Annotated in this window: 17 protein-coding genes; 11 read left to right on the forward strand and 6 right to left on the reverse strand. The window is 70.6% G+C overall.

All coding sequences use genetic code 11. The annotated features are described in order from the left end of the window. Positions 1–88: 88 nt before the first annotated feature. The 4 genes from GQF42_RS26365 to groL all read left to right on the forward strand — a co-directional run bounded on the left by GQF42_RS26365 (position 89) and on the right by groL (position 4,290). Positions 89–1,009: a polysaccharide deacetylase family protein gene (locus GQF42_RS26365; RefSeq protein ID WP_158923832.1), complete on the forward strand. Its 921-nt coding sequence runs from the start codon at positions 89–91 to the stop codon at positions 1,007–1,009. Beyond that, positions 1,006–1,890 (forward strand): polysaccharide deacetylase family protein, encoded by an 885-nt coding sequence (locus GQF42_RS26370; protein WP_158923834.1) that lies wholly within the window; start codon positions 1,006–1,008, stop codon positions 1,888–1,890. The genes GQF42_RS26365 and GQF42_RS26370 overlap by 4 nt, the downstream gene beginning before the upstream one ends. Before the next feature lie 339 nt (positions 1,891–2,229). Next, a complete protein-coding gene (gene groES / locus GQF42_RS26375; protein WP_020132158.1) occupies positions 2,230–2,538 on the forward strand; it encodes a co-chaperone GroES in 309 nt (102 codons plus the stop codon). 123 nt (positions 2,539–2,661) lie between these two features. Beyond that, positions 2,662–4,290, forward strand: coding sequence for a chaperonin GroEL (gene groL, locus GQF42_RS26380; RefSeq protein ID WP_158923836.1), 1,629 nt, complete (start codon positions 2,662–2,664; stop codon positions 4,288–4,290). A 91-nt stretch (positions 4,291–4,381) separates the two neighbouring features. On the opposite strand, the gene GQF42_RS26385 is transcribed toward groL, so the two are convergent. The 3 genes from GQF42_RS26385 to GQF42_RS26395 form a co-directional block, all read right to left on the reverse strand. After that, positions 4,382–5,089: an ester cyclase gene (locus GQF42_RS26385; protein WP_158923838.1), complete on the reverse strand. Its 708-nt coding sequence runs from the start codon at positions 5,087–5,089 to the stop codon at positions 4,382–4,384. Between the two features lie 98 nt (positions 5,090–5,187). Then, complete coding sequence (locus tag GQF42_RS26390; protein WP_158923840.1) at positions 5,188–5,961, reverse strand: SDR family NAD(P)-dependent oxidoreductase; 774 nt, start codon at positions 5,959–5,961, stop codon at positions 5,188–5,190. A gap of 74 nt (positions 5,962–6,035) precedes the next feature. Then, on the reverse strand, positions 6,036–6,704 hold the full coding sequence (locus GQF42_RS26395) for an MOSC domain-containing protein (RefSeq protein WP_158923842.1): 669 nt from the start codon (positions 6,702–6,704) through the stop codon (positions 6,036–6,038). An 80-nt stretch (positions 6,705–6,784) separates the two neighbouring features. Between GQF42_RS26395 and GQF42_RS26400 the strand changes: the two genes are divergently transcribed. Further along, the gene (locus GQF42_RS26400; protein WP_158923844.1) at positions 6,785–7,693 is read left to right on the forward strand and encodes a LysR family transcriptional regulator; all 909 of its coding nucleotides are present in this window, start codon (positions 6,785–6,787) and stop codon (positions 7,691–7,693) included. A 54-nt stretch (positions 7,694–7,747) separates the two neighbouring features. On the opposite strand, the gene GQF42_RS26405 is transcribed toward GQF42_RS26400, so the two are convergent. Beyond that, complete coding sequence (locus GQF42_RS26405; RefSeq protein ID WP_067050942.1) at positions 7,748–8,077, reverse strand: WhiB family transcriptional regulator; 330 nt, start codon at positions 8,075–8,077, stop codon at positions 7,748–7,750. A gap of 382 nt (positions 8,078–8,459) precedes the next feature. On the opposite strand from GQF42_RS26405, the gene GQF42_RS26410 reads away from it, so the two are divergent. From GQF42_RS26410 to GQF42_RS26430, 5 genes are all read left to right on the forward strand, one after another. After that, on the forward strand, positions 8,460–9,071 hold the full coding sequence (locus GQF42_RS26410) for a response regulator transcription factor (protein WP_003948568.1): 612 nt from the start codon (positions 8,460–8,462) through the stop codon (positions 9,069–9,071). A 1,323-nt stretch (positions 9,072–10,394) separates the two neighbouring features. Continuing rightward, complete coding sequence (locus GQF42_RS26415; protein ID WP_067050939.1) at positions 10,395–10,982, forward strand: sigma-70 family RNA polymerase sigma factor; 588 nt, start codon at positions 10,395–10,397, stop codon at positions 10,980–10,982. A 162-nt stretch (positions 10,983–11,144) separates the two neighbouring features. Next, positions 11,145–12,653: an IMP dehydrogenase gene (gene guaB, locus GQF42_RS26420; RefSeq protein WP_158923846.1), complete on the forward strand. Its 1,509-nt coding sequence runs from the start codon at positions 11,145–11,147 to the stop codon at positions 12,651–12,653. A 137-nt stretch (positions 12,654–12,790) separates the two neighbouring features. After that, complete coding sequence (locus GQF42_RS26425; RefSeq protein WP_158923848.1) at positions 12,791–13,915, forward strand: GuaB3 family IMP dehydrogenase-related protein; 1,125 nt, start codon at positions 12,791–12,793, stop codon at positions 13,913–13,915. A 78-nt stretch (positions 13,916–13,993) separates the two neighbouring features. Beyond that, positions 13,994–15,220 carry an IS30 family transposase gene (locus GQF42_RS26430; RefSeq protein WP_158923850.1) on the forward strand — a complete coding sequence of 409 codons (1,227 nt, stop codon included), beginning with the start codon at positions 13,994–13,996 and terminating at the stop codon, positions 15,218–15,220. Positions 15,221–15,324: 104 nt separating this feature from the next. Here GQF42_RS26430 and GQF42_RS26435 read toward each other — a convergent pair whose 3' ends face one another. Both GQF42_RS26435 and GQF42_RS26440 read right to left on the reverse strand, forming a co-directional pair. Further along, on the reverse strand, positions 15,325–15,879 hold the full coding sequence (locus GQF42_RS26435) for a hypothetical protein (RefSeq protein ID WP_158923852.1): 555 nt from the start codon (positions 15,877–15,879) through the stop codon (positions 15,325–15,327). Positions 15,880–16,023: 144 nt separating this feature from the next. Further along, complete coding sequence (locus GQF42_RS26440; RefSeq protein ID WP_158923854.1) at positions 16,024–17,232, reverse strand: nucleotide sugar dehydrogenase; 1,209 nt, start codon at positions 17,230–17,232, stop codon at positions 16,024–16,026. A 280-nt stretch (positions 17,233–17,512) separates the two neighbouring features. Between GQF42_RS26440 and GQF42_RS26445 the strand changes: the two genes are divergently transcribed. Continuing rightward, positions 17,513–19,219: a glycerol-3-phosphate dehydrogenase/oxidase gene (locus GQF42_RS26445; RefSeq protein ID WP_158923856.1), complete on the forward strand. Its 1,707-nt coding sequence runs from the start codon at positions 17,513–17,515 to the stop codon at positions 19,217–19,219. Positions 19,220–19,671: the final 452 nt, after the last annotated feature.

Here is a 19,671-nt window from a genome sequence, read left to right on the forward strand (position 1 = left end):
GCTCATTGTGGGCCAGTCGGTGGATGGTGCGCCTGCGGCGGCGGTGTCGGCCCGGGATCCGGGTGGACCCCTGGGAGGATCCGACATCATGCGAGCAGTCGTACAAAACGATAAAAATCGGTCGCGTCTTGGGCGTCTGGCGCTTGGTTGCGGAGCCGCCACGCTGGCCTCCACCGCCCTCCTCTCCGGCTGCGGCGACCCCGCCGCCACCCCCCGCCCCGCGCCCGCACCCGGCCACGACGGCCCCGCGCAGGCCCTGAGCCCCCAGGCCCGCAAGGCCGCGGAGCACGCCCGGCTGGTCGCTGCCGCCAAGCGCTGGGGACTGGCCGAAGTCCCGCTGACGGCCCCGCCGCCGCCCAGGGTGAAGCCGCGGATCACCGCCCGGCCCGGCTTCGAGGTGGCCCACCAGAAAGCCTGGGCCCTGCCCCCGGTCTTCACCACGATCCCCACCGACCAGAAGATCGTCTTCCTCACGATCGACGACGGCTCGGAGAAGGACCCCGCCTTCCTGCGGATGATGCAGGACCTGAAGATCCCGTACACCGCCTTCCTCAGCAACTACCTGGTGAAGGACGACTACGGCTACTTCCGCACGATGCAGTCCTACGGCCACACCCTCAACAACCACACCCTGCACCACCCCTACCTGCCGGGCCTGTCCTACGAACAGCAGAAGGACGAGATCTGCGGCATGCAGAAGATCATGAAGAAGCAGTTCGGCAGGGCACCCACCGTCATGCGCTTCCCGTACGGCAACTACAACCAGGACAGCCTGCGCGCCGCCAAGGCCTGCGGCATCCGGTACGCGCCGATCTGGAACGAGGAGGTGTACGTCGACCACTGGGAGTACCGCGAGGACGACCAGAGGATGCGCCGGGGCGACATCGTCCTCACCCACTTCCGTGGCCGTTCCGACTGGAACGGCACGATGGTCGACGACATGCGCCGCTTCCTGAACAAGGTCACGCGCGACGGCTACGCCGTGGCCCGCCTGGAGGACTACCTGTGAGGCCCGGGAGGAGCCCGTGGGCGGGGCGCGTACGGCGGTCCGGCCCCGGGCGGCGCCCGCGGCGGGCCACGGCCGCGCTGCTCGCCTCGGCCCTCCTCCTCGGCGGCTGCGCCCAGTCCGTGGACCCCATCGAGCGCCTCGGCAGGAAGGCCGCCGAGCGGGTCCGCCCGCACGGCCCGCACCGCCCCGCCCCGGACCCGAACTACCGTCGCTGGGGCCTGGCCGAGCCCCTCGCCAGCCCGCCCCGGCCGGCCGCCCGCACCCTCGCGCTCTCCCCGCACAGCGCGGGCCGCTCCCTGCCCCGCGTCATGGACCACGTGCCCACCCGCGACCCGGTCGTCTTCCTCACCTACGACGACGGCGCCGACAAGGACCCCCGCTTCGTGGACATGGTCCGCGAACTGCGGCTGCCGGTCACCATGTTCCTCACCGACAGCATCGCCGGCCCCGGCTACGGCCATTTCGCCCGCCTGCACCGGCTGGGCGCCGGCATCCAGAACCACACCCTCGACCACCGCGCGCTGGCCGGACTGCCCTACCCCGGCCAGCGCGCCGAGATCTGCGGTCAGCAGGACCGCCTCAGGTCCAGCCTGGGCCTGCGCCCCAGCCTCTTCCGTCCGCCCTACGGCGCGTACGACACCACCACCCTGCGCGCGGCCACCGACTGCGGCATCTCCGCGATCGTCCTGTGGCGCGCCACCATGACCCCGACCGACCTGGCCTACGCCCGCGGCAAGCCCCGCCTGGGTCCCGGCGACATCGTCCTGGTCGGCCCGGACGAGACGGTGGGCCGGGCCCTGCGGGACCGCACGATCCGGGTCCTGCGCAGGGTGCAGCAGCGGGGACTGACGGTGGGGCGGCTCGAGGACTACCTGAACTGATCGGCGCCGGTCGGCACGGTTCGGCCCGTCCGGCGACCGAGAGCGAGGCCGTTCGGGCCTGGGCGGGGGCCGGAGCGGCAGCTCCCGGTGACGGCGGGGCGACGCCGCCACCCGGCGCACCCGGGGCACCCGGCGCGGGCAATCTTCGGCCGACGCGCCACGGGCATTGGCACTCCGCTTGACCGAGTGCTAATCCCGGTCATAGTCTCGGCTCTGGCACTCGACGCGTGAGAGTGCCAAAAACGCGACGGGCAGGTCCGGCACCCGCGACGACGGATCCACCTGGTCGCCACCTCAGACAGTTAACCCCGTGAGATCTCCGAAGGGGGAGGTCGGATCGTGACGACCACCAGCTCCAAGGTTGCCATCAAGCCGCTCGAGGACCGCATCGTGGTCCAGCCGCTCGACGCCGAGCAGACCACCGCCTCTGGCCTGGTCATCCCGGACACCGCGAAGGAGAAGCCCCAGGAGGGCGCCGTCCTCGCCGTGGGCCCGGGCCGCTTCGAGAACGGCGAGCGTCTGCCGCTCGACGTCAAGGTCGGCGACGTCGTCCTGTACAGCAAGTACGGCGGCACCGAGGTGAAGTACAACGGCGAGGAGTACCTCGTCCTCTCGGCTCGCGACGTGCTCGCGATCATCGAGAAGTAATCACCTCGAGCAACCCTTTGCTCCTGAGCTGCGCCCCTGGCCCCCGCGACCGATAACGAAGCCGGGCGTCCGGGGCGCAGTTGTCTTTCCACCCATTAGATTTCCGAGAGGGCTCCCGCTGTCATGGCGAAGATCCTGAAGTTCGACGAGGACGCCCGTCGCGCCCTCGAGCGCGGCGTCAACAAGCTGGCCGACACGGTGAAGGTGACGATCGGCCCCAAGGGCCGCAACGTCGTCATCGACAAGAAGTTCGGCGCCCCCACCATCACCAACGACGGTGTCACGATCGCCCGCGAGGTCGAGATCGAGGACCCGTACGAGAACCTCGGCGCGCAGCTGGTGAAGGAGGTGGCGACCAAGACCAACGACATCGCGGGTGACGGCACCACCACCGCCACCGTGCTCGCCCAGGCGCTGGTGCGCGAGGGCCTGAAGAACGTCGCCGCCGGTGCCTCCCCGGCCGCCCTGAAGAAGGGCATCGACGCCGCCGTCAAGGCCGTCTCCGAGGACCTGCTCGCCACGGCCCGCCCGATCGACGAGAAGTCCGACATCGCCGCCGTCGCCGCGCTGTCCGCCCAGGACCAGCAGGTCGGCGAGCTGATCGCCGAGGCGATGGACAAGGTCGGCAAGGACGGTGTCATCACCGTCGAGGAGTCGAACACCTTCGGTCTGGAGCTGGACTTCACCGAGGGCATGGCCTTCGACAAGGGCTACCTGTCGCCGTACTTCGTGACGGACCAGGAGCGCATGGAGGCCGTCCTTGAGGACCCCTACATCCTCATCAACCAGGGCAAGATCAGCTCCATCCAGGACCTGCTTCCGCTGCTGGAGAAGGTCATCCAGGCCGGTGCCTCCAAGCCGCTGCTGATCATCGCCGAGGACGTCGAGGGCGAGGCCCTGTCGACCCTGGTCGTCAACAAGATCCGCGGCACCTTCAACGCGGTCGCGGTCAAGGCCCCCGGCTTCGGCGACCGCCGCAAGGCGATGCTGGAGGACCTGGCGATCCTCACCGGTGCCACGGTCATCTCCGAGGAGGTCGGCCTCAAGCTCGACCAGGTCGGCCTCGATGTGCTGGGCTCCGCCCGCCGCGTCACCGTCACCAAGGACGACACCACGGTCGTCGACGGCGCCGGTGACTCCGCTGCCGTCACCGGCCGCGTCGCCCAGATCAAGGCCGAGATCGAGAACACCGACTCCGACTGGGACCGCGAGAAGCTCCAGGAGCGCCTCGCGAAGCTGGCCGGCGGCGTGTGCGTGATCAAGGTCGGCGCCGCCACCGAGGTGGAGCTGAAGGAGAAGAAGCACCGTCTGGAGGACGCCATCTCCGCGACCCGCGCCGCGGTCGAGGAGGGCATCGTCTCCGGTGGTGGCTCCGCCCTGGTCCACGCCTCGAAGATCCTCGAGGGCAACCTCGACAAGACCGGCGACGAGGCCACCGGTGTCGCGGTCGTCCGCAACGCCGTGGTCGAGCCGCTGCGCTGGATCGGCGAGAACGCCGGCCAGGAGGGCTACGTCATCGTCTCCAAGGTCAAGGACCTGGACAAGGGGCAGGGCTACAACGCCGCCACCGGCGAGTACGGCGACCTGGTCAAGGCCGGCGTCATCGACCCGGTGAAGGTCACCCGCTCCGCCCTGGAGAACGCCGCCTCCATCGCCTCCCTCCTGCTGACGACCGAGACCCTGGTCGTCGAGAAGAAGGAAGAGGAGCCGGAGGCCGCGGGCCACGGCCACAGCCACGGCCACGCCCACTGAGCCACGCCGCTCTCGAGCGAAGGCCCGGCACCCCGCGAGGGGGGCCGGGCCTTCGCCCTGTCCGCCGCCGCCCTGTCCGTGCCTCGAGGGTCTACTTCTCCAACTCGTCCAGTGCGCCGAGCTGTTGCATCAGCCCCAGCATGTCGTCCTGCCACCAGATCTCGGTGATCTTGCCGTCGTCACCGAACCGGAACATCGTCGTCCCGGTCATCGCGACCTTCCGCCCGGTGGCCGCGATCCCCAGGAAGTCGCCCTTGTGCGTGGCGTGCGCGGTCCATCGTGCGCAGGCCCGGCCGCCCTGGGTGAGCAGGTCCTCGATGGTGAACGTGAGGTCGAAGGCCGCGCGCCACATCCGGTACTCGGCGCGGACGTTGTCCAGCCCGAGGGTGTCCTGCGGATTGATCGGATCGTGGGTGTGGATGTCCTCGTCCAACAGGTCGTTGAACGGCGGCAGTTCATCCGGGGCCGTCAGCGCCGCGAAGAACCGCCGTACGGTCTCCTCCGCCAGCCACTCGTCCCGCACGACGTCCAGGTCCGTGAACGTCGGCATCTCGTCGCAGAGGGCAAGGATCCCCTGGAAGACCGTGTCGGTCTCGGGGAGGTTCGAGTTCCGCATCGCCTCCTCGTACGACGGGAACTCCACGACTTCGACGATGTGCGACGCGTCCGAGCGGTCCTTGCCGACGAGTGCGTGCGCCGCCGCCCGCCTCCCCTTGGTCTGTGCGACCCAGTCGTCCATGAGCCGGTTCATCTCGTCCAGCCGGCTCGTCCTGCACTCGATGAGCTGTACGAAGGTCATGACGCCGCCTCCCGGCCCCCCCTGGCCCGGTTTCTGTCACGCTCATTTTCGCCCCATTTCCACACCGGAGCGACGGCGTCACCCACGCGTCCGCGGGGCTACTGCGGCCCGTACCTGCGCCCGGTCCTCGAGCTGATCCCGCCCATCAGCCCACGGGGTGTCACCTTCACCAGGCCCATGAGCGCCTTGTAGCGCGGGTCGGGGATCGACAACGACTTCCCGCGCGCCAGATCGGCCAGGGCCGCCGAGACCAGCTTGTCGGCGTCCAGCCACATCCAGCCCGGGATGTTGTCCGTGCCCATCCCGGCCCGCTGGTGGAACTCGGTGCGCACAAAGCCGGGGCACAGGGCCATCAGGCGCACACCGCTGCCCGCCAGGTCCCGGGCCGCGCCCTGCGTGAACTGCACGACCCATGCCTTGGAGGCGCCGTAGGTGCCGCGCGGCACGAAGGCGGCCACGGAGGCGACGTTGACGATCCCGCCCCGGCGCCGCTCGCGCATCGCCTCGGCCGCCGCCGACGTCAGCCGGAGCACCGCCTCGCAGTGCACCTTGAGCATCCTCAGCTCGTCGGTCATGGCCACGTCGAGATAGCGGCCCTTGTTGCCGAACCCGGCGTTGTTGACCAGCAGGTCGACCGGGTTCTTCCGGTCGCCGAGCCGGTCGGCCACCGTCTCGATGCCCTTGTCCTCGGACAGGTCGGCGCTCAGCACCTCCACCTCGATGCCGTGCCGGTCGTGCAGTTCGGTCGCCTGCTCGCGCAGTCGCCCGGTGTCCCGCGCCACCAGGACCAGGTCATGCCCGTCCGCCGCCAGCCGCCGCGCGAACGCGGCGCCGATGCCCGCGGTCGATCCCGTAATCAGAGCCGTTGTCATGGCCCAAGGGTAGTGACCCGGACCGACGGCGTCCGCTGCCGCGGGATCCGCGCGAGAGCCCCGATGACGGCACCTCAGCCCTGCTGCGCCGCTACGTAATTGCGCGCCCGCGCCAGCGCCTGCGAATGCAGCGCCTCGCCCGCCGCGAGGAGCCGCGGCAGCAGTTCCTGCTCGGTGGTGACCGCGCGGAACTGCATCTCCACCGTCACCCCGTGGTCCGGCCGGTGCACGATCTCGACCGGGTCGCCCGCCCGGATCTCGCCCGGTTCGATCACCCGGAGGTAGGCACCCGCCGCGGCCTTCCGGGTGAATCTCTTGACCCAGCCGCGCTCGCCCAAATGGCCCTGGAACGTACGACACGGAATCCGGCCCGAGGTCACCTCCAGGACGAGGCTCCTGCCGATCCGCCAGCGCTCTCCGATCAGCGCCCGGGAGACCTCCAGGCCTTCCGTCGTCAGGTTCTCCCCGAAGCAACCGTTGGCCAACGATCTGTCGAGTTCGCGCTCCCATTCGTCGAGGTCCTCGCGCGCGAACGCGTACACCGCCTGCTCGTCCCCGCCGTGGTGCCGCAGGTCGCACACGGAGTCCCCGGCGAGCCCGCTCGCGCCGACCCCCTTGGGGCCAGGCGCCGCCACCCGCACCGGCCCGGCGGCCGGCTTCTTGTCGATGCCCGTCACGCCCTCCGCCTGATCCGTGTACGGCACCGGCTGCGGGTGGCCCAGATTGACCGAGAGAACCTTCATGTGCGCACGGTACGCGGGCCCACCTCAAAGCGTCGAGCGAATATTGGGCAACTTCCCCAAGCGGGGCTTATGCTCAAAGGGTGATAGAGGCACGTCATCTCCGAGTCCTGCGCGCCGTCGCCGCCACCGGTTCCTTCTCGGGGGCGGGGCGTGAACTGGGCTGCACCCAGCCGGCCGTCAGCCAGCAGATGAAGGTCCTGGAGACCTCGGTCGGCACTCCGCTGCTGGTCCGCAGCGGCCGTGAGATGCGCCTGACCCAGGCCGGCGAGGCCCTGGTCCGCCATGCCTCCGGCATCCTCGCCGGGCTCACCGCCGCCGAGGAGGAGGTCGCCGCCATCGCGGGCCTCAGGGCCGGCCGGGTCCGGCTGGTCTCCTTCCCCAGCGGTAGTTCCACCCTGGTCCCCACCGCCCTGGCCGCCCTGCGTGCCGCCCACCCCGGCACCCGTGTCTTCCTGGAGGAGGCCGAGCCCCCGAGGTCGGTCGCGCTGCTGCGCGAGGGTGACTGCGACCTGGCCCTGGCCTTCCGCTACGGCGGAGCGGCGGCCGCCGAGGACTGGGACGATCTCGTCGTACGGCCTCTGCTGACGGACCGTCTGGTGGCCCTGGTGCCCGAGCGGCACCGCCTCGCGCGCGCGGAGAGTGTGGCCATCGGTGAACTGGCCCAGGAGCCCTGGATCGCGGGCTGCCCGCGCTGCCGTGGTCAGCTGGTCGAGGTCTGCGAGGGGGCCGGCTTCACCCCGCGCATCGACTTCGCCACGGACGACTACCCGGCCGTGGTCGGCCTGGTCGGCGCGGGCCTCGGGGTGGCCGTACTGCCGCAGCTCGCGGTGGAGTCGGTCCGGCCGAGGGGCGTGCGCACGGTGCGGCTGGAGCCCGCGGTGCGCCGCGAGATCGTCGCCCTCACCCTGCCCGACCTGGCGCAGGTGCCCGCCGTGGCGGCGACGCTGGAACAACTGGCCCGGGCGGCCACGCGCGCGCAGGGACGCTGAGCGCCCGGCCCTGCGCGCGCGTGCCCGTCGAGGCGTGATTGAAGAAACGTTCCTTCAGTGGCTCGAGGCGGTGTCCCCGCTGGTGGTCGACGCCGACACCAGGCGGTTACGAGCCCGTCCCATCAACTCTTCGCGCTCGTCCTCGGTCAGGCCGCCCCACACGCCGTACGGCTCGCGCACGGCCAGCGCGTGCGCCGCGCACTCCGCACGGACGGGGCACCTCATGCAGACCTCCTTGGCCGAGTTCTCGCGAGCGCTCCGAGCCGCCCCGCGCTCGCCCTCCGGGTGAAAGAAGAGCGAGCTGTCCACCCCGCGGCAGGCAGCGAGGAGCTGCCAGTCCCACAGGTCCGCGTTCGGTCCGGGAAGGCGGGAGAAATCTGCCATTACGTGACCCCTTGTCGCCGTTCTGGGCGGATACGGTGCCAACGACCGTACATCTCCGGTCTAAGGAGATGAAAATATGACTCATTGCGAATCTAGCCTCGGACATCCCGAAACGGGAAGAAAAGCGGCCAAATGGGGCACGGGTTGTGATGAAAAGTTGAGAGTCTGTTGGCCGTGTCTGCACCGTGTCGAGACCCTCACGTAGAGTGCCGATGACGGCATGCAGCCCCGTAACTCTTTCGAGTGACCGTCGTTGAGAGTGCGGAGGCGGTTGAGAACACCAGCGCTCGGGCAGGCGTCCGAGGCGGTCGACCGCACAGGTGACGATTTCCGTACCAGCCTGGAGGCTCAAGGTGACGCGCATCAGCTGCGGAGGGCGGTCATGACATCCGTCCTCGTCTGCGACGACTCCCCGCTTGCCCGAGAAGCCCTGCGCCGCGCGGTCGCGACCGTGCCCGGTGTCGAGCGTGTGACGACGGCGGCCAACGGCGAGGAAGTGCTCCGCCGCTGGGGCGCCGACCGCTCCGACCTCATCCTGATGGATGTGCGCATGCCCGGCCTGGGCGGGGTGGAAACCGTGCGCCGGCTGCTGTCCGCCGACCCGGGCGCGCGCATCATCATGCTCACCGTCGCCGAGGACCTCGACGGCGTGGCCCTCGCGGTCGCCGCCGGCGCCCGGGGCTACCTGCACAAGGACGCCTCGCGCGCGGAGCTGCGGGCCACGGTGACGCAGGCGCTGGCCGACCCGACCTGGCGGCTGGCCCCGCGCCGGCTCCGTTCGGCCGAGATGGGCGCCGCGCCCACCCTCACCGCGCGTGAGATCCAGGTCCTGGAGGGCATGAGCCACGGCCGCTCCAACGCGGAGATCGGCCGTGAGCTGTTCCTCTCCGAGGACACGGTCAAGACGCACGCGCGCCGCCTGTTCAAGAAGCTCGGCGCCTCGGACCGGGCCCACGCGGTGGCGCTCGGCTTCCGCTGGGGACTGGTCCGGTAGCCAGTGTCCGGCCCTGCGGGGCAGGCGGGCCCGGCCGCCACCGGACACCACACCCGATCACCACGACGCATCCGCCGCCCTGGCCGACAGCCGCCGACACCGGCACCGCTCACGGCCCGGGCTCCGGCCCGGCACCTGTGCCGTCGGGTCCACCGGCGCTCTCGAACGCGACGACCCCTCGACGCCGCGCTCGTCACCCGGAGAGCCCTCGGGACAGGCCGACGGTCTGTGCCGGCGGGTGTCCTGTGCCGCCACCGTCGGCACCGCGGTCGTGAGGGCGCGCTCGCACGTCGTGCGGAAGCACGTGCCCTGCGGGGGCGCCTTCATCGCCCAGGGTGTTCGTGGTGGCGGGTGTCCGTCGACGGTGGCCCGGCACTGGACGCCGTGGCGGCGCACCGGGGTGGATCGTGGAGGCGCGTGTCCGTTGGCGGCGCCGTTGGCACCAAGGGTCCGGCACCCGGTTCGGGCAGTCGGCGGTGGCGTGTGTCCCGCGGGGACGTCTTCGGCACCGCGGTTCCGGCCGTCGCGGTGTGCTGCGGCGGCTCGCGGGGAGTTGTGGCCCTGGGCGGTGCCTTCCGGCCCCGGGCCGTGGCGGCGTGTTTGGGCGGTGGCTTGTGGCGATGCGGGTCCCTCGGCGGTGCCCTGGGTGCCGAGGCCGTGGCGGTGTGCTCCGGCGGGACGTACGGGCGTGGATGCGTCGGCGCCCTCGGCCGTGGGGGCGCGGCGCCATGGTCCGCCCGTCCGTGTGGTCGGGCGGGCGTGTGCAGGAGCGGCGTCGCCGGTGTCTCGGTGAGATCCGGGGACCGGTGTTCCGGTCGCCCGGGGAAGCGGTGGTGACGCGTTCGCGCGGGGTGGACCCGGTCACACCTGAGGCCGGATCCACCGGAGCGCCGACAGGATGCGCTCCCGCGCGCGGGACCGGGATCGCGTGCCGCGCGGGAGCGCCGTGACGCGCCCGGGCGGGACGGAACTGCCGTACGGCAGGACCCGGGTCCGCCGGGTTTCGCCGGGCCGGCGAGGAACATCCGCGGCCGGCGCCGCCCGGCACGGGTCGGCGTGCAGGTGCCGGGTCCGTGCGCACCGGGGCGGGATGACCTCGTCGGACGCCTCGGCGGGTGGTGTGCAAGGCGGCCCGCCGGACGCGCGCTGCTCGTTTCGGCGCGGATGCCGCATCCTTGAGATGTGGAGTCTCTCGGGGACGAGTCGGTCGAGCGGAAGGGGAGGGCGCAGGAGATGAGTGCCGGCGCACCTGCTCATAACGCTTCGGTGCACAACCACGAACACGATGCGACGGACCGGACGGCCGCAAGGCACCATGGACCGATGCGCGAGGACGATGCGGGCACGGCCCACGGGGCGATCGGTGCGCTCGTGCATCGTGCCGTCGACGGGGACGAGCAGGCCACGCACGATCTGCTCGCCCATGTCCACCCGCTCGCGCTGCGCTACTGCCGCACGCGGCTGTCCCGGCTCCCGGGCGACGCGCGCCACTTCGTCGAGGACCTCGCCCAGGAGGTCTGTGTGGCGGTGCTCCTCGCGCTGCCCCGCTATCGCGACACCGGCCGCCCCTTCGAGGCCTTCGTCTTCGCCATCGCCTCGCACAAGGTCGCCGACCTCCAGCGGGCGGCGATGCGCCACCCGGGCTCCACGGCGGTCCCCTCGGACGAGATGCCCGAGCGCCCCGACGACTCCCTCGGTCCCGAGGAGCGCGCCCTGCTCAGCAGCGATGCCGCCTGGGCCAAGAAGCTGCTGGCCAACCTCCCCGAGAACCAGCGCGAACTGCTCCTGCTGCGTATCGCCGTGGGCTTGACCGCGGAGGAGACGGGGCAGATGTTGGGAATGTCACCCGGCGCCGTCCGGGTCGCCCAGCACCGGGCGCTGAGCCGGTTGCGCGCGCTCGCCGAGCAGTAACCCCCTTGGCCCAGGCCCCTGTCGTCCTGCCTTGAACAGGCCTGCTTCCATTTCCGTACGAACATACGAAGCCTGAAGTCACGCGCGACCGTGGAATTTGCTAGCAACGCTTCCCGTTAGCATGGACATCCGCACCGATCAAGGCCATTTGGGGAAGGTGTCATGACTGCCAACGTCGACGGAGTGCCCGGTAAATTCGCGACACTCGGGCTGACCTACGACGACGTGCTGCTGTTGCCGGGCCCGTCGGACATGGCACCCGACGAGATCGACACCGCCTCGTACGTCTCCAAGAACGTGCGGGTCAACATCCCGCTGCTGTCCGCCGCCATGGACAAGGTGACCGAGTCCCGCATGGCGATCGCGATGGCCCGCCAGGGCGGCGTCGGCGTGCTGCACCGCAACCTCTCCATCGAGGACCAGGCCAACCAGGTCGACCTGGTGAAGCGCTCCGAGTCCGGCATGGTCACGGACCCCATCACCATCCACCCGGAGGCCACGCTCGCCGAGGCCGACGCGCTGTGCGCCAAGTTCCGCATCAGCGGCGTCCCGGTGACCGACGGGGACAAGAAGCTCCTCGGCATCGTGACCAACCGCGACATGGCCTTCGAGAGCGACCGCAGCCGCCGTGTGCACGAGGTCATGACCCCGATGCCGCTGGTCACCGCCAAGGTCGGCACCTCGGGCGCCGAGGCCATGGAGCTGCTGCGCAAGCACAAGATCGAGAAGCTGCCGCTGGTCGACGACGAGGGCGTCCTCAAGGGCCTGATCACCGTCAAGGACTTCGTCAAGGCCGAGCAGTACCCGAACGCCGCCAAGGACGCCGAGGGCCGTCTCCTGGTCGGCGCCGCGGTCGGCGTGGCCGGTGACTCCTTCGAGCGCGCCCAGGCCCTGATCGAGGCCGGTGTCGACTTCATCGTCGTGGACACCGCGCACGGCCACTCCCGCCTGGTCGGCGACATGATCGCCAAGATCAAGTCGAACTCCTCCGGCGTCGACGTCATCGGCGGCAACGTCGCCACCCGCGACGGCGCCAAGGCCCTGGTGGACGCGGGTGCCGACGGCATCAAGGTCGGTGTCGGCCCCGGCTCGATCTGCACCACGCGCGTGGTCGCCGGCGTCGGCGTCCCTCAGGTCACTGCGATCTACGAGGCCGCGCTCGCCGCCAAGGAGGCCGGTGTCCCGGTCATCGGCGACGGCGGTCTGCAGTACTCCGGCGACATCGCCAAGGCCCTGGTCGCGGGCGCCGACACGGTGATGCTCGGCTCGCTGCTCGCGGGCTGCGAGGAGTCCCCGGGCGAGCTGCTGTTCATCAACGGCAAGCAGTTCAAGTCGTACCGCGGCATGGGTTCCCTCGGTGCCATGCAGACCCGTGGCGAGCGCAAGTCCTTCTCCAAGGACCGCTACTTCCAGGAGGGTGTCGCCTCCGACGAGCAGCTGATCCCCGAGGGCATCGAGGGCCAGGTGCCCTACCGCGGCCCGCTGGCCTCGGTCGTCCACCAGCTGGTCGGCGGCCTGCGCCAGTCGATGTTCTACGTCGGCGGCAGGACGGTCCCCGAGCTGCAGGCCAACGGCCGGTTCGTACGGATCACCTCGGCGGGCCTGAAGGAGAGCCACCCGCACGACATTCAGATGACGGTCGAGGCGCCGAACTACAGCAGCAAGAGGTAGCTCTCAGGTAGCACGCGCGCCGCTCCACGCGCGCGTGACGGCCACGCCACGGCGGCCCCGGAGCATCCGGGGCCGCCGTTGTCGTGCCCGTCGGCGATACTGGGAGACGCTGAAACGCATCAGGGAAAGGCCAAGACGTGACTGAGATCGAGATCGGGCGCGGCAAGCGGGGCCGCAGGGCGTACGCCTTCGACGACATCGCCGTCGTCCCCAGCCGCCGTACGCGGGACCCGAAGGAGGTCTCGATCGCCTGGCAGATCGACGCCTACCGCTTCGAGCTGCCCTTCCTGGCCGCCCCCATGGACTCGGTCGTCTCCCCGGCCACCGCGATCCGCATCGGTGAGCTGGGCGGCCTGGGTGTCCTCAACCTCGAGGGCCTGTGGACGCGGCACGAGGACCCGCAGCCGCTGCTGGAGGAGATCGCCGAGCTGCCGTCCGAGCGGGCGACCCGCCGCCTGCAGGAGATCTACGCGGCGCCGATCAAGGAAGAGCTGATCGGGGCCCGCATCAAGGAGGTGCGCGACTCCGGCGTGGTCACGGCGGCGGCGCTCTCCCCGCAGCGCACCGCCCAGTTCTCCAAGGCGGTCGTGGACGCGGGCGTGGACATCTTCGTCATCCGCGGTACGACGGTCTCGGCGGAGCACGTGTCGTCCTCGCACGAGCCGCTGAACCTGAAGCAGTTCATCTACGAGCTGGACGTCCCGGTGATCGTCGGCGGCTGTGCCACGTACACCGCGGCCCTGCACCTGATGCGTACCGGTGCGGCCGGTGTCCTGGTCGGCTTCGGCGGTGGCGCCGCGCACACCACGCGCAACGTGCTGGGCATCCAGGTGCCGATGGCCACGGCCGTCGCCGACGTGGCCGCGGCCCGCCGTGACTACATGGACGAGTCCGGCGGCCGGTACGTCCACGTGATCGCGGACGGTGGCGTCGGCTGGTCCGGCGACCTGCCCAAGGCGATCGCCTGCGGCGCCGACGCCGTGATGATGGGCTCCCCGCTGGCCCGCGGCACGGACGCCCCCGGCAAGGGCCACCACTGGGGCATGGAGGCGGTCAACGAGGAGCTGCCCCGTGGCAAGAAGGTCGACCTCGGCACGGTCGGCACGATCGAGGAGATCCTCACCGGCCCGTCCCACACCCCCGACGGCTCGATGAACTTCTTCGGTGCCCTGCGCCGCGCCATGGCCACGACCGGCTACAGCGAGCTGAAGGAGTTCCAGCGGGTCGAGGTGACGGTCGCGGACAGCCAGCACCGCCGCTGACCCCTGCGTCGCGCAAGGGCCCGCCCACCGATGCTTCCGTTCTAGTGGTCGTCGCAACACCCCAGTTCAGGGGATGCGATGGACTTCGAGATTCGGAAGGTGCGGAGCCCTCAGGGCCGCAAGAAGCTCTCTGCTGAGCGAGCTGCATACTTCCAGCTCATGCAGCAGGGTGTGAGCAACGAGGACGCGTGCCGGATCGTCGGGGTGAACTCGAAGACCGGCAGGCGCTGGCGCAACGGACGTAGACCGTCCGGCCGGAACAAGGCGGCACCACCGGTTCGTCCGGTGGTGCCGTTCTCCGCTTCTTCGACGCGGTGCCTGAGTCAGGACGAGCGGATCTACATAGCCGACCGGATACGGGAGAAAGCACCGGTCAGGGCCATCGCCGCCGAACTGGGCCGCAGCCCGTCCACCATCAGCCGCGAGATCCGCCGCAACCGCACCACGGGCACCACCGGTCAGTGGCGCTACCGGCCCTACGCCGCTCAGGCTCGCGCGGACAGCCGCCGTCCCCGCTCCAAGCCGCGGAAAATCCACCGGATCCCTGAGCTGCGAGACTTCGTCCAGGCCGGCCTTGACCGCCGGTGGAGCCCGGAACAGATATGCCACGCTCTGAAGTCACAGTTTCCCGACCGGCCGGAGATGCATGTGGTCCACGAGACGGTCTACCAGGCTCTCTACGTCCAGGGCCGTGGGGAACTGCGCCGTGAGCTGGCCCGCGCACTGCGCTCGGGGCGCACCCGCCGCAAGCCCCAGCGGCAGACCCGCAGCCGGCAGCCCCGCTTCCGGGACCCCATGGTCATGATCAGCGAACGTCCCGCCGAGGCCGAAGACCGGGCAGTGCCCGGCCACTGGGAAGGCGACCTGATCATCGGTAAGGACGGAGCCTCGGCCATCGGCACCCTCGTCGAACGCGCCACCCGCTACGTGATGCTCTTGCACCTGCCCGACGGCCGCAGCGCCGAACACGTCCGGGACGCCCTGGTGGACACCGTCCGGACGCTGCCCGGACACCTGGTCCGCTCACTCACCTGGGACCAGGGCGCCGAGATGGCCACCCACAAGAGCTTCAGCATCGCCACCGACGTCCCGGTCTACTTCTGCGACCCGGCCAGTCCCTGGCAGCGCGGCTCGAACGAGAACACCAACGGCCTGCTGCGGCAGTACTTCCCCAAGGGCACCGACCTCTCGGTCCACACTCGCGAACACCTGGAGGCCGTAGCGGCCGAACTCAACGGCCGCCCACGCAAAACGCTCGGCTGGGAAACCCCAGCCGAGCGCCTGCATAAACTGCTCACGGCCTGATCAACACGACCACGTGTTGCGACGACCCCTAGAAACTGCCATGAGGTGGGCGGGCCCTTTGCACGGCCGGTGTCCCATGGCGCGGGTGCCGTGGCCGGCGTGCCCTACGCGGCGGCCTTCTTGGCGCCGGAGAACGCGGCGAACGCGGCGATGGCGAAGAAGAGGAAGGTCAGCGGGTCCGCGTCCTGCTTCCACGCCTTCTGCACGACGTCGAAGTGCTGGAAGAACACCTCGTTGAAGCCGACGTTCAGCGCCTTGGCGCCGATCATGGCCTCGCCGACGAGCTGGCCGAAGTACACCGAGGCGAGCGCGAGGACGACGCTCGCGATCGGCAGGACGGGGTTGCGGCCGCCCGCCTTGCCGGCCGCGAGGCCGATGACGAAGCCGACACCGACGGCCGCGTAGCCGATCTCGTGCTTGGTGGCGCCGATGACGACGCCGTAGAGCGCGGCGGCGGCCACGGCGGCGACGACCGCGGCGACCACGCCGAGGACGAGGTTGTTCCTGCCCGGCGCCGGCGCCGGGGCGAAGGCGCCCGGCTGAGCGGCGTAGGCGCCCTGCTGCGGCGGGTACGGCACAGCGGCCGGCGCCTGCTGGGCGTACGCGGCGCCGTCGGCCTGGCCGGGCTGCGGCTGTGGTGGCGGAGCTGACTGGCTCATGACAGGAATCCCCCCGTGCTGTGCACAACTGGATGGCGAAACGGAGACGTACGCGCACATCTGTGCGACGAGTCCGGGGGAGACTAACAGCAGGCGACGGCAATGCTCTCGGCCGTTTTTTTATCGTGATCGTTCGTGACGTGCTCAGAGCCGGTGCGCCGCCCCCGTCGGGGTCGCTCCACGGGTGTCCAGCAGCAACTGGGCCTTGACCGACAGGCCCTGCAGGTCGTACGTCCGGTGCTGCTGGAGCAGGATCGTCAGGTCCGCGTCGGTGGCCGCCTCGTAGAGCGAGTCCGCGCGCGGGACCGGTCGGTCCAGCACGCTCCACGCGGGCACGTGCGGGTCGTGGTAGCTCACCGAGGCGCCCATCTCCATGAGCCGGATCGCGATCTCCTGGGCCGGAGTGCCCTGCAGGTCGGCGAGGTCGGCCTTGTAGGTGACGCCGAGCAGCAGCACGCGCGCACCCCGGGCGGACTTGCCGTGCTCGTTGAGGAGGGTGGCGGCGCGCTGGACGACGTAGCGGGGCATGCGGTGGTTGACCTGCTGGGCCAGCTCCACCATCCGCAGGGTGCGGGTGGCGTGGCCGGTCAGGTCCTGTGGGACGCCGTGCCCGCCGACGCCGGGTCCGGGGCGGAACACCTCGAATCCGAACGGTTTGGTCTCCGCGCACCGGATGACGTCCCACAGATCGACGCCCAGCTCATGGCACAGGACGGCCATTTCGTTGACGAGCGCGATGTTGACGTGCCGGAAGTTGGTCTCCAGCAGCTGCACGGTCTCCGCCTCGCGCAGCCCACGCGCGCGTACCACCTTGTCGGTGAGCCGCCCGTAGAACGCGGCGGCCGACTCGGTACAGGCCGAGGTGAGGCCGCCGATGACCTTGGGGGTGTTGGCGGGGGTGTGGTCGCGGTTGCCGGGGTCGACCCGGCTGGGCGAGTAGGCGAGATGGAAGTCGCGGCCGGCGCGCAGCCCCGAGCCCTCCTCCAGCAGCGGGCGCAGGAACTCCTCGGTCGTGCCGGGCAGTACGGGTGACTCCAGGATGACCGTGGTGTGCGGGCGCAGCCGCTCGGCCAGGGTGCGGGCGGCGGCCTCCACCTGGCCGAGGTCGAGACCGCCGTCGGCGCCGCGCGGGGTCGGCGCACAGATCACGGCGGTGCGCACCCGGCCGAGCAGGGCGGGGTCGGTGCCGGGCCGGAAGCCCGCGGAGTGCATCCGGCGCAGCTCGGCGGGGCTGAGGGAGCCCGCCTCGGGACCGGTCGCGTAGCCGATGGTGTGGATGCCCGCGGCGACTGCGGCCTGGGCGAGCGGCAATCCGTACGGGCCGAGTCCGATGACAGCGAGGTCTGCGGGCATGGCGTGGGCCGTCCTTCCCAGTGGCCGAAGCGGGACAGGTGCGCAACCGCTGTGGAAAGCATGAGCGTGCGCAGTGTCAGGCTAGGTACAAATATGACCGTTATGTGTGATTGTGTTCGTGTGTCTTCCAAGGCTTGTGCGTGAGTTGTCCACAGGTTGGGAGCCCGTGGTGGCTGAAGCCGGGCAAGCCGGTCAGAATTTGGGCATGAGGAGGGGATGAACCGGGCTTCGCCCACCGGGTGCGGCCGACGCGAGCGAGTGTGCACAGCGGGAGGCAGCGGTGAGGACAGCGACTCTGGGGCCGGAGCAGCGCGCCGAGGCACTGGCGGCGATGGCGGAGCGGGAACTGGACGTGCTGGTGGTCGGCGGCGGAGTCGTCGGTGCGGGCACGGCGCTGGACGCCGTGACGCGCGGCCTGTCCACCGGACTGGTCGAGGCCCGGGACTGGGCGTCCGGCACTTCCAGTCGGTCCAGCAAACTCATCCACGGCGGGCTGCGCTATCTGGAGATGCTCGACTTCGCGCTCGTCCGCGAGGCCCTGAAGGAGCGCGGTCTGCTCCTGGAGCGGCTCGCCCCACACCTGGTCAAGCCGGTGCCGTTCCTCTACCCGCTCCAGCACAAGGGCTGGGAGCGGCTCTACGCCGGTTCGGGGGTGGCCCTTTACGACGCGATGTCCATGGCCCGCGGACACGGCCGGGGCCTGCCCCTGCATCGTCACCTGACCCGTCGTCACGCCCTGCGCGTCGCCCCCTGTCTGAAGAAGGACGCCCTGGTCGGCGCCCTGCAGTACTACGACGCCCAGATGGACGACGCCCGCTTCGTGGCCACCTTGGTGCGCACCGCTGCGTCCTACGGCGCGAAGGTGGCCAACCGCGCGCGTGTGACCGGGTTCCTGCGTGAGGGCGACCGGGTGGTCGGCGCGCGCGTGCAGGACGTGGAGGGCGGCGGGGAGTACGAGATCCGCGCCAAACAGGTCGTCAACGCGACCGGCGTGTGGACCGACGACACACAGGCGATGGTGGGCGAGCGCGGCCAGTTCCACGTCCGCGCCTCCAAGGGCATCCACCTGGTCGTGCCCAAGGACCGTATCCACTCCACCTCCGGCCTGATCCTGCGTACCGAGAAGTCCGTCCTCTTCGTCATCCCCTGGGGCCGACACTGGATCATCGGTACCACCGACACCGACTGGGACCTCGACAAGGCCCACCCGGCCGCGTCCAGCGCCGACATCGACTACCTGCTGGAACACGTCAATTCGGTGCTGGCCGTGCCGCTCAGCCGTGACGACGTACAGGGTGTGTACGCCGGTCTGCGCCCGCTGCTCGCCGGGGAGTCCGACGCCACCAGCAAGCTGTCCCGTGAGCACACGGTCGCCCACCCGGCGCCGGGGCTCGTGGTCGTCGCGGGCGGCAAGTACACCACCTACCGGGTGATGGCCAAGGACGCCGTCGACGAGGCGGTGCACGGCCTGGACATGCGCGTCGCCGACTGTGTGACCGAGGAGACCCCGCTGCTGGGCGCGGAGGGCTACCAGGCGCTGTGGAACGCGCGAGCGCGGATCGCCGCCCGCACCGGACTGCACGTGGCCCGTGTCGAGCACCTGCTGAACCGATACGGCTCCATGGCCGAGGAGGTCCTGGAGCTGATCACCGCCGACCCCTCCCTGGGTGAGCCCCTGGCGGCTGCCGACGACTATCTGCGCGCCGAAGTGGTGTACGCCGCCTCGCACGAGGGCGCCCGGCACCTCGACGACGTGCTGACCCGCCGCACCCGCATCTCCATCGAGACCTTCGACCGGGGCGCGCGCAGCGCCCGTGCGGCGGCCGAGTTGATGGCGCCGGTCCTCGGCTGGGACAAGGACCAGATCGAGCGCGAGGTCGAGCACTACGAGAAGCGGGTGGAGGCCGAGCGCGAGTCCCAGCTGCAGCCCGACGACCTGACGGCGGACGCGGCCCGGCTGGGAGCGCCGGACATCGTGCCGCTGTAGGACTCTCTGCTCTCTGCTCTCTGCTCTCCGTTCTCCGCTCTCCGCTTCCGCCGTGCGGAACCCGCGGCATGTCGGCCGACGTTCACTCGAACGAGTGACCGACGTCGGGATCTCTGTCCGAACCCCGGTCGTTCTACCGGGTGCGAGGGCAGAACCCGGCGGTGAGCAGGGCCGGTTCGTGTCGGGGTCTGCGATCGCTTCCGTGGCAGGGGAGTGGCCGGTCATTCGGCGGGTGACCATGTCGAGCAGGACGCGCTGGTGCTGGAGCGGGAGCAGTGGCCCGGACGGGCCGGAGGGAAGGGTGAGAGTGATGCGGACGGCCTGAAGCGAAGTCAGGGGCACGCTGTCGTGGGTGGTTTCGGTACGGCCGGCCTGCCGGTGCGGGTGAGCAGGGCGTGCGGCAGCTCCAGGGGCGCCGGTATGGACAGGACTGTCCCAAGCGTCGGCATCCC

The sequence above is a fragment of the Streptomyces broussonetiae genome, assembly GCF_009796285.1.
Lineage (GTDB): Bacteria > Actinomycetota > Actinomycetes > Streptomycetales > Streptomycetaceae > Streptomyces > Streptomyces broussonetiae.